10 protein-coding genes and 1 pseudogene are annotated in these 15395 nt (G+C 35.0%); 6 read left to right on the top strand and 5 right to left on the bottom strand.

All coding sequences use genetic code 11. The features are described 5' to 3' along the window. Positions 1-26: 26 nt before the first annotated feature. Positions 27-1607 carry an ABC-F family ATP-binding cassette domain-containing protein gene (locus AAHI99_RS03715; protein ID WP_342228323.1) on the bottom strand — a complete coding sequence of 527 codons (1581 nt, stop codon included), beginning with the start codon at positions 1605-1607 and terminating at the stop codon, positions 27-29. A gap of 483 nt (positions 1608-2090) precedes the next feature. Here AAHI99_RS03715 and AAHI99_RS03710 point away from each other — a divergent pair, with 483 nt between their 5' ends. From AAHI99_RS03710 to AAHI99_RS03690, 5 genes are all read left to right on the top strand, one after another. Next, positions 2091-4106, top strand: coding sequence for a hypothetical protein (locus AAHI99_RS03710; protein ID WP_342228322.1), 2016 nt, complete (start codon positions 2091-2093; stop codon positions 4104-4106). 371 nt (positions 4107-4477) lie between these two features. Further along, positions 4478-5278 carry an ankyrin repeat domain-containing protein gene (locus tag AAHI99_RS03705; RefSeq protein ID WP_342228321.1) on the top strand — a complete coding sequence of 267 codons (801 nt, stop codon included), beginning with the start codon at positions 4478-4480 and terminating at the stop codon, positions 5276-5278. A gap of 262 nt (positions 5279-5540) precedes the next feature. Beyond that, positions 5541-6491 (top strand): hypothetical protein, encoded by a 951-nt coding sequence (locus tag AAHI99_RS03700; protein ID WP_342228320.1) that lies wholly within the window; start codon positions 5541-5543, stop codon positions 6489-6491. 154 nt (positions 6492-6645) lie between these two features. Continuing rightward, positions 6646-7479: a hypothetical protein gene (locus AAHI99_RS03695; RefSeq protein WP_342228319.1), complete on the top strand. Its 834-nt coding sequence runs from the start codon at positions 6646-6648 to the stop codon at positions 7477-7479. A 170-nt stretch (positions 7480-7649) separates the two neighbouring features. Continuing rightward, positions 7650-8468 carry a YwqJ-related putative deaminase gene (locus AAHI99_RS03690; RefSeq protein ID WP_342228318.1) on the top strand — a complete coding sequence of 273 codons (819 nt, stop codon included), beginning with the start codon at positions 7650-7652 and terminating at the stop codon, positions 8466-8468. Positions 8469-8613: 145 nt separating this feature from the next. On the opposite strand, the gene AAHI99_RS03685 is transcribed toward AAHI99_RS03690, so the two are convergent. Then, positions 8614-9231, bottom strand: a complete 618-nt coding sequence (locus AAHI99_RS03685; protein WP_342228317.1) for a hypothetical protein — start codon at positions 9229-9231, stop codon at positions 8614-8616. Positions 9232-9379: 148 nt separating this feature from the next. Between AAHI99_RS03685 and AAHI99_RS03680 the strand changes: the two genes are divergently transcribed. Then, positions 9380-10162: a hypothetical protein gene (locus AAHI99_RS03680; RefSeq protein WP_342228316.1), complete on the top strand. Its 783-nt coding sequence runs from the start codon at positions 9380-9382 to the stop codon at positions 10160-10162. On the opposite strand, the pseudogene AAHI99_RS07600 reads toward AAHI99_RS03680, so the two are convergent. The 3 genes and pseudogenes from AAHI99_RS07600 to AAHI99_RS03670 all read right to left on the bottom strand — a co-directional run. Beyond that, positions 10144-10398, bottom strand: a pseudogene (locus AAHI99_RS07600) (IS30 family transposase); the annotation flags it as partial. The gene AAHI99_RS03680 and the pseudogene AAHI99_RS07600 overlap by 19 nt on opposite strands. 9 nt (positions 10399-10407) lie before the next feature. Further along, complete coding sequence (locus tag AAHI99_RS03675; protein ID WP_342228315.1) at positions 10408-12738, bottom strand: hypothetical protein; 2331 nt, start codon at positions 12736-12738, stop codon at positions 10408-10410. Further along, positions 12728-15382 carry a hypothetical protein gene (locus AAHI99_RS03670; protein WP_342228314.1) on the bottom strand — a complete coding sequence of 885 codons (2655 nt, stop codon included), beginning with the start codon at positions 15380-15382 and terminating at the stop codon, positions 12728-12730. Before AAHI99_RS03670 ends, AAHI99_RS03675 begins: the two co-directional genes overlap by 11 nt. Positions 15383-15395 lie beyond the last annotated feature (13 nt).

Genomic DNA, 15395 nt, shown 5'->3' with positions numbered 1-15395 from the left:
TAAATAATGGAAAAAAAAGCCTGATATTAATCTAAATTAATCGCATCCAAGCGTTTAACATCTTGTAGTTTTTTCTCGTGAGAAATAAATAAGATGCGATCCGCAATTTTGTTGATGAAATGCCGATCGTGACTTACAAAGAGTAAGGTGCCTGGATAATTTCGTAAAGCAGTCGCCAAGGCTTCAGTGGCTTCGATATCTAAATGGTTAGTTGGTTCATCCAGAATCAAGACGTTCGCGGGCTCTAATACCATTTTCGCAAGCAATAAGCGTGCTGCTTCACCGCCGCTTAAGGCTAAGATATCTTTAAGGACATCTTCTTTATTAAATAAAACTTGGGCCAAGGTTTTACGTATCGATTGTTCACTGATGCCAGCAGCATACTGTTCTAACCACGTTAAAACAGTAGCATGTTTATTTAGTAAGTCATGATGATCTTGAGAAAAGTAACTCACATGCGTTTCATAGCCCCATTCAACGCTGCCTTGATCAGATTGAATCGTGTCAAGTAATATTTTAATAAGTGTTGATTTTCCAATACCGTTTTCACCCATAATCGCAACTTTTTCGCCGCGTTTAATTTCAAAGTTTAACTGCTGAAAAAGTTTTTTCTCGTTAAAATTTTTGGTTAATTTGTTAACACGAACTACCCATTTTCCAGAAGGGCGTAGCGCTTTGAATTGAAACGTAGGGGATAAGCGCGAAGATTGTTTAATATCAGGGATTTCCATTTTTGCTATCATTTTCACACGAGATTGGGCCATTTTCGCTCGGTTGGCACTGGCACGAAATCTATCTACAAAACTTTGCATGCTAGCAATTTTAAGTTCCACGCTGCGTTTTTCTTGCAGTTTTTGTTCAATAATTAATTGTTTTTCAGCAAGAAATTTTTCATAGTTACCGCTGTAGGCGCGTATTTCGCCATAATCGACATCGAGTATTTGATCGGCCAAACGATTGATGAATTCTACATCGTGAGAAATAAACAGTAATAAACCAGAAAATTCATTTTTTAAATATTTTTCTAACCAGACGATAGAGATAAAATCCAAATGATTGGTCGGTTCATCTAATAATAAAATATCCGGCTCTTGAAATAAGGCTTGAGCCAGTAAAACACGTAATTTAAAGCCACCGGAGAGTGTACTTAATGGTTTTTCATGATATTCAAGCGGTATTCCTAAACCCATTAAAAGCTTGGCCGCTAAAGCATTGGCGCTATAGCCATTCAGGCGTGCAATTTCTTCTTCAAGTTTACCTAAACGATTGAGGTTTTTTTCGTTATGTAAATCACTTTGTAATAATTTATCTTTTTCTTGTAACGCTTGCCATAAGCCAGGTTTACCTTGCAAGACAATATCGCTAATCAGCGTATTTTCATAACGAAATTGATCCTGTTTCAACCATCCGACGCTAGCGATTTTAGGAATTGACAGCGTGCCGTCGATGGGTTGTTCTGCGCCGGTGAGTAATTTTAAAAAAGTAGACTTACCAGCGCCATTCGCACCGACTAAGGCATAACGGCTGTGTGTAGATAGAATAAGATTTACGTCATAAAATAACAGCTTTTCGCCATAGGCCATGCTAAGTTGATTAATCGATATCATACTATATTGCTCGAAAATTTAATTTTTTGGCGATAGTATACCGGTCTAGATAAAAAAGGCGAATTTTCTATGCAATCCATTTCAATATAGGGAAAATGACGATATGATTTTAACGATTTTGTAACACTACTGGTTCGCAGATAACATCATGATCGCTCTAAATCTTAAATCTTCAAGAATTATATTTTTTAAAAAACAGATTGGAATCATTAAAAAGTTATGCTAAATTAATTCAGATAATCTTCAATTATATAAAGTTAATTCTGCTTAAAAATTAGAAAATTTATTATCTAGATAATTTAATCTAAACCTAAATAATATTAATAATATAGGGAAATTATTTCACTCATTCATTAATCTAATTAATTTCATTTAAAAAAAATTACTACTTCAGTGCAAGATAAGAACTGAAGTTTATTTTTACAGAGTAAATAAAAAACCTCTCAATTAAATATAAAAAATAATCTTAAAAAGGAGATGGGTATGCCATTAATAAAAGAAATCAACGATTCTGATTACAACACGGATACTGAACTAGAGACTTCTCTTCTTATAGAAGAAGAAAATGAAGAAGTTATTCAGGATGCATTAAACGCCGTCATTAAATTTCACTTAGATGGGGAAGGGCGTAGTAGTCTAAATGCAGAAGTATTCAAGCAATTACTTTTATTTATACTAGCCTTTTTTGGAGTCATATTATATTTCCCTCCTGCGAATGAGTATGCTGAATCAATTTGTGCCGATCCAGACTACAAGAATATTCCCTGTGACTTTTTTGTTATAAATCACGTAGCAGGTACTTTGCTGGTAGCGGGAGGGATTTTAATGTCGGCAACTAACGCATTTTTTGATCGAAAAAAGGCAGAAAACATTCCGTTCAAGCTACAGAATTATTTAAAAGATGCATTAACACCTAAACAAAAATTAGCAGAAAATGCAGTGACATTTGCAGGTTCGTTTGTTGCATCAATACCTTTTATGATTATTACGGCAGTTAACCCTATCCCAAATTTACCTAAAGTAATAATTGTTTTACAATCTGCAATTGTTGGTTTGACAAATACCTTATTACATTTATTACCCTTTAAATTAGCTTTAAAAAATCCCTTATATCGTGCGCCTTTTTTACCATTAGAATTTATTTTTCAAACAATATCCAATGCGTTACTTAATGAGGAAGAAAAACAAGAAAAAGAATTACAGGGGCAAATAAATCTAGGTTATCAAATGATCAAGCAACGCATGATTGATCATTTAGGTCTGGCACAAAGACTTTTAAGCATTTATGGGTATAGATTGACAGGGTGTTCCTATACCAATGAAATAGCAAAGAAAATTCGCGATATTAAAGAATTAGATGAGTTGCCATTAAAATTATTAACGAGACTATTGACTTGCTTACACGAGAGGTCTCCTAATCAAATTATTTCACCTCCGGGTAAATTAAACAACATTTTCAGAAAAATGCTTTATTTTATTGGTGCATCCTGGGTGATACTGGCTTGTTCAGGGTTTTGGGGGGGTACGTTTAATGAAATGGTCGAACTAACCAAAAGCCAAGTATTAGCGGCTATTTTTTCAGCACTTCCTGATTATTGTTTGATGGTGTTGCTGGCATTTTTTGGCGGAAATGCCCTACAAAATAGCTACGATTATTTAACTGTTTGGAATGACGATACGGTTAAAATTCCTATTACTTTTAAAGATTATCTAAAAACATCGGTAGTATCGGTCATGATCTCGATGTATTTATCTGTGTTTTCTTATGCAGCAGGAACACAGTTAATTAATGATAATTTTAATGGTAAATTAGAATTTTTACGTCCTTATCTACTCGAGCTAGCTAAAACCGGTTTAACTTTCTTAGGCTTTACCGCCATGATAGATTTCTTTAGTAATGTATTGAGCAAACTTCAACAGTATAGTGGTAATGCAGATACGCAAACGGTTGCTAATTTTTATGCGGCGTTAAATCAAATGACAGATAGTATACAACTGATGATACCAAAACTATTACTAGAATCCTTAGCCCAAACGGATAAAGATCAAATAAAAATTATTTTGAATGTTAAGGGCGTAAATGATCTAATCAGTTTTAGTCGATCACTTATCCAGCTTGCTGACACATTAAAAACAAAATTAATTAAAGAATTCAAGTTGATAGATAAGGAAAATACAGATGAAGCGAGTCCATCTGAACTAATATATCAGCTGGATAATGATCAGGGCTATGACGTCAAGAAAATTGATGAGTTGTTAAATTTTTTTAATAAAGAGCCAGCAAGCATAAAATTAGCTTTAAGTTTAGAGGAAGTTTGTCAAGCCTATAAGGCTGCTTGTAAAATAATTAACAAACTTGATAGTGTAAACTTAGTTAACGAAAGTGGTGTTTTTCTTAATAGCATAAATAATGGTAATTCCTTTTTTTCTTCAACGCGAAAGAATGGTTATGGTAGTATGGAAAGCTCGTCGAATACGCAAGCTTCTTTTAGCCGATAATTTAAAGTATAGGTTGTATGAACAACTTACTTGATTGAATGTTAAGTAAATGCCTTTGATAGCTTACCGATGTCTCCTAACTTTTTGAATATTAAAATCTGCTTTAGAGGATTATGATAAAGGAAAAGGTTTTTGGAGACGCTGGTTCTAGGGCATCAGCTTTACATGGGCGGAAAAAGGTATTGCTAAGCGGAGGAGTTCTCTTTTTATGTGTAACCTTACTTTGCAGTTTTACCCATTCGATCATTTGGTTTCTTGTCGATAGATTTTTTCAAGGATCCCTAATCGTTTCTTAATAATAATATTGTAGTATATGAAATAATAATTACTGATTTATTTGGTTCAAATAAAAATAAAGAGTAAATAATTTCATGAAATCCAATCTTAATAAGATATTCCGTGCTGCGATTGATAAAGTGCGGAGTCTTTACTCCACTGATGACGATTACAATAAGGCTTATGCTGAACTAGAATCTCTTAGCAAGGGGAGGACTGAATTTAACGTTAACGAAATTGATTTTCCTGGCATCTATGGTAATACTAAATTAATGTGGTGTATTTCATATGGTAAAGCTGTTAAACCAGATGGCGCTCTTATACTGTTGAAGATGTTTAATGCTAATCCTTTTACCCCTGATAATAATGGCAAGAATGCTTTACACTTTTTACTACTTAAAGGACATGACACACAAAGATGCATAGTTGATGAAGTATTAAAGCATACTGACATTAATAAACATATTAATGATAAGACTGTACATGGCGATACATGTCTTCATATTGCCTGTGTAAGACGAGATGAAAGCTGGATTGCTTTTCTGTTAGAAAAAGGTGCAGACTTGAATATCAAAAATAAGAAGGGGCAAACACCTATTGATTTGTTGTATTTAGCAGAAAAAGAAAGATTAGCTTTTCTATCAGCTAGTGAATATCTTGGTTTTGAGTCTGATTTAGAATATGTCGCTACTATTAATAAAGAGATTTTCAATTCAGATCCAAAAATAATAGAAGAGAAATACGATGGTAAAAAAGTAAATCAACAACTCAGTCCAAATTCACCATCACCACTCGACAGCAAGTTATTTAGCCAGGAGATCATCCGTCCCATCCCACCGAGTTCTAATAATCAGCCCGAACAATCGTATACATCTTCATTTAAGCGGTTGCACTAATGACTTGAATGTACGAAGCGCTAGATTAGGATATATGCCATTTCTTAATCGAAGACCGATGAAATGTTTGAGCTACAATACGCCGAGTGAAATATTTTATCGTAGACGAACTGTTAGTAATTTGCTTGATAGTAGATAAGGGGGAATATTGTAAAAATATTACTTCTTGCCAAAATTTTCTTACGCCAATATATTTCTAGCATTAAGCTGCTGTTAATCTGAAACCTGTAAAATAATAATTTTCAGTTTATGGAGTTCTTCAGTGAATGATAATTTATTTATAAAAATAATAACATTAGCAGATTTAGATAGGGTACTAAAAGATACGGTGATCTATGAGAGAATAAAAAATGCCTTGTTTATGTTGCTAAAAGGTGAAGAGCTAAATGTTATTTCAGTTAAATTCATTGAAGATAAGACACTAGACCAATTATTCTTTAAATTATTAGAAGACGCACACTCTATCGTAGTTAAGAATCTTGAAGGTGATGTAGTATTAAAGAATATATTGAATAAAGTAAAAATAGATGAGGCTTCATACAAGGAACTTTATAAAGATTTAGATAACAAACAACAACTTCTTGTTAAACTACGGACTGATGTACATGATGATGCATTCAACGATCTACTGGATACTGCACTTCTTAATGCATTCAATGAGTGGTTTAGTAGGGTAGAAATCGATAAGGTAAATTTTCTTAAAATTCTTCAAAAAGAAGCATTGCAAAGAAATAGTATTGATTATTATCTAGAGGTTTCAAAGGTATTAAATTGGTTCAGTTCTGAGTATTGTCAATGTGCAAACTCTACAAAAGAATTTGTAAAAAAGCACATCAACACTATTATTGAATCTAACAATCCCAACAAAACACTTGAACGATTGCAGCTATTCTACCTTTATCAGAGCCATAATAAGATAAAGCTTTTTTGGGAAAATACAGAAAGATTCAGGGAATTTTTAGATACATCATTAGGGCATTTGGAAGCTTTTGAACATTTGTTTGGTAATAGCTTACCAACAAACATGGGATACCCAAGTATAGAAAATATTGTATTAGATAACTTAAATCTAGAAAAAATAAGCGCGTTTATTGAAAATCCGTCCTTTCCTTTAGAAATACTGCCTAAACCCCCTGAGCTAATTAACTTCTTTACGTTCTTAATTGCCCTATGGTGGGCTCTAGTCAATAGGAATAACAATTCTCAGCCATAATCTAGAAAAAATAAGCGCGTTTATTGAAAATCCGTCCTTTCCTTTAGAAATACTGCCTAAACCCCCTGAGCTAATTAACTTCTTTACGTTCTTAATTGCCCTATGGTGGGCTCTAGTCAATAGGAATAACAATTCTCAGCCATTAATAGCGCGCGTGACTGCCGCTTTTGAAGCAACTCAAAATAATAATAAAGAATATAAAACCTACCGGAAAAAATTATCAGAATCAATAAAAGAATTTCAGGAAATTTACAACTCTGGGCTAAATAGACTTAGTTTAAAAATATTAGATGAAAAGGGGGAGGTAAAGAGTGACATAGATTTCAAAGCATTGGCGGACGATCTTTGTGCGCTCAGTTATCTTTATTGTTTTGGTATCAAAATTGTAAAAAAAAATCCCGTCATGGATAAATTTTTTGAAAAATATAACTATCCTAATACGGTGGATCCTATTGTTAGGGGTAAGCTTGATGTACTATTTTGGATCTACAAAGGTTTCTATGGGAATATGGATAGTGCTGGAAAAGCGTTTATCCAAAAGCATCTCGATAAGATCATGGGTTGCAATCGTCCTAAAGAAGCGCTTAATGCTCTCCATTTTATCTGCTTTTATAAATTGCATGATAAGACTAACACAAACGACATCATCGATGCCGTTATAAAAAGTAATTCACCTGAGTCGTTCTTTAAAGAATTTATGATCAGATTAGTTTCCTTGAATGAACATCCAAATTTACTAAAAGAAGATGAGGTAAGCTCAGTTCTAGACACGTTATTAGTAAAGTGCTCACAAAGTAGCACAACTAGCACAAACGGGGCCTCTGAAATTACAACATTAAAAAAAGCAGCTAAGATCCCAAGTCAAAACCGTCCAATAACCGCTTGGTGTAGCTTTTACGGTTGCGAAGGACATCGAAGCTTGGATGTAGATGCCAATAAACCGGATATTCGAGTTAGCCTTGATAGTAGGTCAACCTGGAGTAAGTGATTAATTTAAGAAGTTCAAACAACTTGATTTTAGGAAACGATGTCAAATTTATGGATTATGGAAAGCAGGTTACAATCAAACGGCGTTGCGCTTAAAATTTAGTTACTGAACCGAATTGGTGCTTTAAAAAAATTTTACAAATCCAAAAAATAATAAAAGAAAGCTGAGCAATGAAAAGTCAAAAAAAAAGAAGTTTAAATGCCTTAGATCTTGCTGGCGATAAATGTGATGATTTAAAGATAGTACAGTGTTTATTTAAAAAATTCCCTATCGTTCGAGTCGCCTATAAAATGCTGGAGGATTCGACGAATCAACTATTAAAAAAGGGAAAAGAAGAAAGAGAGGCAATGGGGAATCAGAAGTTAAGTGATCGTACATTACAAACAGCATTAAGGACGATGAAATTCTCTCCGGCATTTTATAAAGCTGCAAGCGCATACTCTACAAGTGTAAATGTAATGGAGTCCAATAAAATTAATTCGCTCTTTAACAATATAGATGGAGGGGAAATAAATTCATTTCCAGGAGTAGGTAATGTTAGCGTAAGAACGTACTTAATAGTTAACCTGGATGCATTTTTAAATGCAGTGGATGAAAAGTATAAAAAGTATGGGGAGGCAGGACTACATCCTATCATACGAAGCCGAATTACGCATCATCTCAAAAAAAATAATTACACTATACCAAGATCTGCGGGAATCCCTGGGTTGCATGCCGAAATAGTCGCACTTAATGATCAACTTTGGCAACATCATGATCATTTTCCTAGTGTAGCTAAAAAAATCAAGAATACATCGTTATTTTTCAGGACAATGAATAATACTATTATAATGACTAAAAGACTTTATAAAACCAAAGGTGGAAGAGAAGGAGATGATTTTAAGGCTTGTTTTAATTGTTCAGGAATATTAACTTTTCCTGTTAATATACTAACAGGAATTGCTTACGTTGAAGAAACTGAAAGGGCTTACCGTCGAAAATCTATTTAGGATTTCCTTCGAAATTACGTTGCACTTATGATTTGCATGCGCGGTCCGCTCACTCACTTCAATATCCGATAAACTTTATTATCGGCATCGAGAAAATATCTCGCTCGATGTTTACCAAGCTTATCAAATAACGTTAAAACATATTTTATCTAGCTAGGATCTGAATTAATTTTACTTCTTGGTCATAATAGGTTTTTTTGCAAGAAAAGAACGTAATGGCAGTAGCTGCAGCGCCTATTGTTGTAGGAATTAGGAGGACTGGAGCTGCCAACGACGTTATAGCAACACTTAAGATGACTATAGATAAAATCACAAGCGGAGGCAGCCATATTCCACTGTCTACAAATTTGGTAATAAACGTAGGGGCAACATACTCGAATTCTGAGGTAACCGAGCCAACGCCAGGCATTAATTGATTATACTCAATTGTTCCAAAAGCAGGGTTATTCGCTAGAAACCAACGGAGTCCCGCTGCATTTTTCTTTAACAGATCCATCAAGCTTTTGTAAGCCTCACCAGCATCTGCATGATTCAGCCCAAGATCTTCAGCACAAGAATAATAAAGAGTTTTGGCCTGTTCCGCTAACTTCTTAGCGTTATCAAGAGAAGAATTAGCGACGCTGCTGGCATTGCCCACGCTAAACGGTTGAGATCTCAATTGATCAACCTGTGCATACAATTTTTTCAGTTCAGCCGAATAACGTTCCTCAGCTATTGATTCAAGTCGCTTAACGTCACCCAATTTTATTTTTTTCGTTTGCATGTTTATCTTTACTTCTTTATTTTAATTAATAACTAAATTATACATTAATTTAAACGCTTAAAACAGGCAATTTTAACTGCAAAACTCCCAACCTTACCCCATTAATATGTTATCATTATATTAGTCAATTTAATTTAAAAAAATAACTATGTCTAATTATAATCAGTTAACGGAAGAACAGAAAAAAACCTTAATGAGCTTGGTAAAATTAATTTTAAGTTTAGTCGGTGATATGTATTATAGAACTACAATGGAGGCTGACTCCATAAGAATCCGTCCACGCATATCTAATCCTCCAAATGCTTCTATACAAAACAAATTTCAAAAGTATCTTTTGAAATTAAGTGAAATAAATTTAATAGCTTTTGAAAAAGCTCCAATCCCTGTTTTTATTGGTCAATTTCCATTGACTCGGGTTACTTCAGTAGAAAGTATTAAAATTAATTATTTAAATATAGATTTATTGAATCGCTTACTGTCTGATGTTGGGCGTGTTGATGGTTTAACTATTCCTCCGATAATTCAATTGCGTTGGGATCGATTTAATTCAGAGATGCATGTTCATATTAAAAATTGTTTAAAAGAAAATCTAGAAGAGAAATATAATAATTTATTAACTACGCAAATTTTAGGCAATACATTTCGATCGCCTATTGGCCTGACTGCCCCTACTATCCCGGTTAGGCTTCCCAATGAGTTACTTCCTGATAATAAATCTAATGAAGTATATGATTTAGTTGAAATTTTAAATATTAGGGAACGCAATCCATCTGATCTAAGTCAACGTTGCAATCCCATAACCCGTAAATATTTTAGTTTAAATGAAATTATTCCTGCTCCAGAAGCTTTGGAAGAATTAAAAAAACGAATAGCAACTACTCAGGAACCAAGTAATCCTTCGCTTAAACCTAACTATTGTAGCATTTCATAAAATATCTCTTTTGGTGTAGCAAAACCTAGCGACTTTCTTGGTCGGTTATTCAATCTATCCATAATAGATCCAAGTTCATTTTCTGTAATGTGACTAAAGTCAGAACCTTTTTTCAAATACTGTCTGATTAGCCTATTCGTATTTTCATTGAGGCCGCGTTCCCACAAGGAATAAGGATATGCGAAATAAAAATCCGTTTCTAATTCCTGGCTAATCTTTTCGTGATACGCAAACTCGCAACGGCACTAATTTGTTAAAACAGAACTAGGATCGTTAAACTCAGTGGGTGTTTTTTGAGATGGAGCTGAATCAGAAAATAGCGTCATCCCCGATTTTGTTACGTTTGCAGGAATTGGCTGGGTCTGTCGTGCTCGTTCCGCTAATAAAGCTTCTAAACGCACTATTTTCTCCAATGCAGCTTCTTTCTCTCTGCGCGCCGCCTTTTCACTTTTGCGGGCCCTAGTTATCTCAGCATCTACTTCTTTGACTTTATTGACATAGTTACAGTTTTCCTGGGTATGCTCTCTTTGTAATTCCTCAGGTGATAAAGAAAGCGCATTAATAATCCATTGCATACTGCTGAGATGACAATGCATACTATCGATTACGACCGTTTTCAGCCGCCTTAATAAGGAGTCTGCTGCTCTTTCTGCATCGTCACTTTGTAATTCATCGGGATCTAACTCTCTGAACTTTTGTAAAAGATGCTTGACAGACTGAATACGCGGAATATAACGCTGTGCCCAAACATTTAATAGAACGTTATCCCTACTCGCTTTAGATTTATGGTCTAAATGAAATATAAATAATAATTTTTTAATGACCGTGGCAATCTCAGCATGATGGCGATGAACAAATTCTGCAAGATTATCGGGATAGGCTGATAATACTTCTTGTAATGCAGACCAACGTTGTTGTAAGGGTGGAAAGAAATATAAACCAGCGCCTAAGCGCTCAATCGCATCATATAAGGTAAAGGCAAGATTAGGAATAGTGTCTTCCCAGTGTGCGGATCGTGTTGACGGTGGCTCTTGTTTTTTATGATGTAACCAACGTCCCGGTCTTGATAAAATACTAGCCAAATCTGTGTGAGAAACATTGATTCCAACCTTTTTAAACCAAACACTCAAGATCATTTGTGTGATCAAATTTAAGTCCGCACAGAAATCTTTATAAGTAGCTCGAACAAAACGATACAGATTTCTTTTATCAAAATTAGAAATTTCATCTTCCTTAAAATCCCTTTCTTCGCTGTTTACATAAGCCTTGATAGTAGCCATTAGACGAGGTTCTTGTCGAGCAACCAACCAGTGTAGTAAGGATGCTCTATCAGAATAACAATTATAGATAAACCAACCCCTAATAAAGAAATCCGTGCCTAGTTTATTTAAGGCAATATCTAATAAGGGTTCCCAATGCTCAACTGGCGTTATTTTCTTTCGATTGAACTTGGCAGTTCGCTGTGATTTCAGAGGATTCTCACGTAAAATCCCTTTATTAAATGTCGGTGGGCATTCAAAAGTACTCATAAAACTTTCAAATAAAGCCAATGCAGTCGAATGATATTCCAGTGCATGCCTTTCTTCTTCATTACACCATTGACTGATGAGTTGCTCATGCAATGAAAAATATAACCAACAACGTTCTCGTATCACATGAAGTGATTGCACCTTTTTTTTCCTAATCGTTTCCGTAGCTGATTTTTTTAATTGCCGACTAATTACCAGTAACGATGTAGATGAAGTCTGTGCAGCGCTGGGTGTTGTTATATGCCATAACTTAAGTTTGTTAAAACACCATAGTAGCCACTGCTTCAAACGCTCCATCCATGACGGCGATAAATCCAGTGTACTGGTGAGTTTTATAAGTTGCGTTAATTGATCTAATAACAAACTCGGTAAATGTTCTGTTTCTGTTAACGGTAAAGTAGATAATTGAGCGATGTAAGCATGTAATATACAAATCACGCGAATATAGGATTCATATTCACTCTCTTCTGCATCGCAAGGTGCATGTTCTTGAGTCGTATTTCGAAGGCAATCCAATAACTGTTGAAAATAGAGAATCAATGTATGTTGATAGATCTTAAATAAAGCACGGTCTACCGTTTTATTTAAAGGCTGCTTTTCATATTTTTCGCATAGAGCCTCTTCCATTAATAGATCCAACTGATTTAAGCAAATCTTTTTAGGGGTAACAGTCATCACATGAGTAGCCTGCTCTACCCATTGATCTGCTTGGATTAGATAGGGGTTATACTCTGCAACAACCTCAAGATAGACATGCATCACCAATAACTGCCGCAATAAAACAGTTACCCAATCATTCTGACTGTTCTCGTCAGTTGAGTTTGGCTGATGCAACAGACTATTGAGTTGAATAGTGAGTTGTTGATATACCCATACAATGACCTTTGAATCCGCCTCTCCCATTCCTTTTTGCAAAGATTTGACCCAATCGGATGTCCAAACTTGGTCTTTAGTCACAGACATCGACAAACAATGAGTTATCCAAAAGGGCGGATTGAACTGCAAGTTTGTCGAGTCTGTGACTTGGATATCCGTATTAGGGGCCATAGTGAACCTTTGCTGTAGGATTAGAATCCACTTCCTCTGTTGGTATTGTTTTGGATGAAGATGGATTAGAAAATAATGTCACTCGTGAGGTTGTTAGGTTTACGGAAGCGGATAAAGTCCGTGGTTCTTGTTCCGTTAAAGCTTCCAAACGAGCTACTTTCTCTAATACGGTTTCTTTCTTTTTACTTTCCTCTTGCTCAAGAACTTGTGCAGATTCCTTCCCTTTATCCTCTGTAGCCACTACTTCCTCTTTTGGTTGTTGTTCAATCAGTTTCGCATCTAAGGAAGTTTTTGTAAGATTTCCTTTTGCCTGGTGTTCGATAGCTAAAAGAGGACCCTCTATCATCTTTTTTATTATAGAATAGAGAACACTGCGATCGACCTTCCTTTCCTTCTTAAATCTTTCCTCATAATTTTTATTAAAATCATCTAAAGCCAGGCTCATGGCATTGGCATCCTTCGCTGAAAATACAACACATAAATCACCGACAAATATTTCTACACTCTTCAGTCGCTCTTCTCCTGTTTTCTGAGTCGATTTAAAGAAATTTTTAACTAAGCATTCGAGTTGTTTCTTGAATGATACTTCTTTTTGGTATTCTGGATGTGCTCTTACTAAAGCCAATACATAGTAATTTTTCAATTCCTGAAAAACAGCCTCGGTTTTTTCCATCGTTTCTGGTTTCAAACCGCTCAATGCTTTACTGTGAGCAGTGATGGCGAGTTGTTTGTTGTTTCTTAAAATAGCTTGTATTGAAAGATTATTTTTAACCGCCTGTGATAAAATTAAGTCAGTAGAAGAAAATAAATCAGAAAATAAAGCAACCCTATTGACTTGACATTCATCACGAGCATAAAGCCAAGCTTTTGTTTTGCTATCACCTGGTTTATCCGGCAAAAAATGATGCACGAGTTGGTTTGATCGGGAAAAGGTCTTAGAATTGTCTTTCCAGAGACAAATTCCATTCGGATCGACGCCTCTATAAATAACGTGTGATAAATCATCGATGGTTGGCACTTGCAGCTTTTGCTCTTCTTGATTGATCCTCTTGGCTTGATAGAGATAAGGAAATAAACTACTTGCAAAAGAAGAGATAATAATAATACGTGCATCTGCTTGCTTAATCCGTTCTACACCTGCATCATGTTCTTCGTTTTTTTGTATCTCAAAAGCTTCTTTCTTTTCCTTAAGAACGCGGGCTTGCTCATTTGAATAAGAAAATTTATCCTTCATCAACTCAAGTTGTAACTGTTTAAGATCTACAATAACCGCTGTGGCAAGTTTCCGTATCATTACAGAGACGATGGTTGATCTTCGTAATGAGCTATCCTCTTTTTGGCAATCCTCTTCAAGAATTTTCGTATTAAATGATTTCGGCAATTGGATCAGCAAATCGCTTTTTTCCCAGATACTACCCCAAAGACTGTCCTGATGTTTTTTAATAAGTTCATTTAAATCTTGATCAGGAAATAAACTATTGAATTTGGCCTGTGCTGATTCTAAATTGCACTCGCTGAAAAGACAGGGTGGAACTAAAATTTCTGTGAATAATTCGATCGGATTCTGCTTTCTTCTTTTCGTTTTAAGCCACGCTAACAGTCCATCCATATCCTGGTCTGGCAATGGCTGCCTTCGTTCCAATGTTATGAGAAATCTAATAAGCTGTTTGCACTTTAAAATTTGCCAATTGCGTAAACTACAAGCCATTTCATAAGCCAGCTCATCAACTTCCATTTGTTTCGCCAAATGATTAGAAACGGGTTTAGTTAAGAAAATTTGAGCGATCAGTAATTTTTCATCCTCGCAGCTTTCTTCAACGTTCATCGCATGTAGAAAAATACGCTGTCCAACTTCTATCTGTTCCGCTTCAGTAAGTAAGCGAAACCAATTTGGATTGTTCTCCAATGGATTGGTCCGTTCTATTTTGAGGAAATCCAAATACTGTTTAATATCTTGCTGGAATTGTTCAAAGGGATGAGCTGAACTTGAGCTTATTGCAGGTAACAATGTATGACCCGAATTGAAGCCTTGATCAAATTGATTAGCAATCAGTTGTTCTGTTTTCCCTAGTAAATCAACGTTCTCCCTAATTCTTTTTAAATATTTATTGAAGCGTTCAATAATTTTCGTTTCAGATAATGAATCGGCAATATACAATCTTTCACGAGATACCGGCGGTGCAATTAAATCTAAAAATCCGTCTAATTTATCTGTAAAAAATTTAAAGTTAGTTTCGAGCGTTAATAATTGGATTTGACACTGCTCGTTATTATTATCTCGTAAAGCTTTAATAAGTTCTATTAAAGTTGTATTGATCGCTAAAAAATATTTCTGTGCTTTCTCTAATTTCTTAATACTTTTTTGCAGTGTAATCAGATAACCTTCAGCTTGGCTCTCAATCTCTTCCTGAGTACCAATATCCTGATAATCATAAAGAGTTTGTGCTCCTCGTTTTAGCTGTAGAATTAAATTTTTTTTATCTAAAAATTTTTGATATTTTTTTTCTAGGGCGAGTATAAAAGAACTTCCTTTTTTAAAAGTGGCTTTACCCGTTAAATGCCCCACATGTAGCAAATGCAGAATCTCAAGAATTTCCTTGCCAGTTTTAACTACCGCAATTGCTGTTACCGCCTCAATAACCATTCCTGTCTCCTTT

Source organism: Rickettsiella endosymbiont of Rhagonycha lignosa (assembly GCF_964031165.1).
Taxonomy (GTDB): domain Bacteria; phylum Pseudomonadota; class Gammaproteobacteria; order Diplorickettsiales; family Diplorickettsiaceae; genus Aquirickettsiella.
The sequence above is the reverse complement of the archived record's forward strand: the minus strand, read 5'-3'. Positions and strand labels throughout refer to the sequence as shown.

Bases quoted from the DNA above. Each gene is read 5' to 3' on its own strand.
- AAHI99_RS03715 (WP_342228323.1), bottom strand. From the start codon at position 1,607: ATGATATCGATTAATCAACTTAGCATGGCCTATGGCGAAAAGCTGTTA.
- AAHI99_RS03710 (WP_342228322.1), top strand. From the start codon at position 2,091: ATGCCATTAATAAAAGAAATCAACGATTCTGATTACAACACGGATACT.
- AAHI99_RS03705 (WP_342228321.1), top strand. From the start codon at position 4,478: ATGAAATCCAATCTTAATAAGATATTCCGTGCTGCGATTGATAAAGTG.
- AAHI99_RS03690 (WP_342228318.1), top strand. From the start codon at position 7,650: ATGAAAAGTCAAAAAAAAAGAAGTTTAAATGCCTTAGATCTTGCTGGC.
- AAHI99_RS03685 (WP_342228317.1), bottom strand. From the start codon at position 9,231: ATGCAAACGAAAAAAATAAAATTGGGTGACGTTAAGCGACTTGAATCA.
- AAHI99_RS03680 (WP_342228316.1), top strand. From the start codon at position 9,380: ATGTCTAATTATAATCAGTTAACGGAAGAACAGAAAAAAACCTTAATG.
- AAHI99_RS03675 (WP_342228315.1), bottom strand. From the start codon at position 12,738: ATGGCCCCTAATACGGATATCCAAGTCACAGACTCGACAAACTTGCAG.
- AAHI99_RS03670 (WP_342228314.1), bottom strand. From the start codon at position 15,382: ATGGTTATTGAGGCGGTAACAGCAATTGCGGTAGTTAAAACTGGCAAG.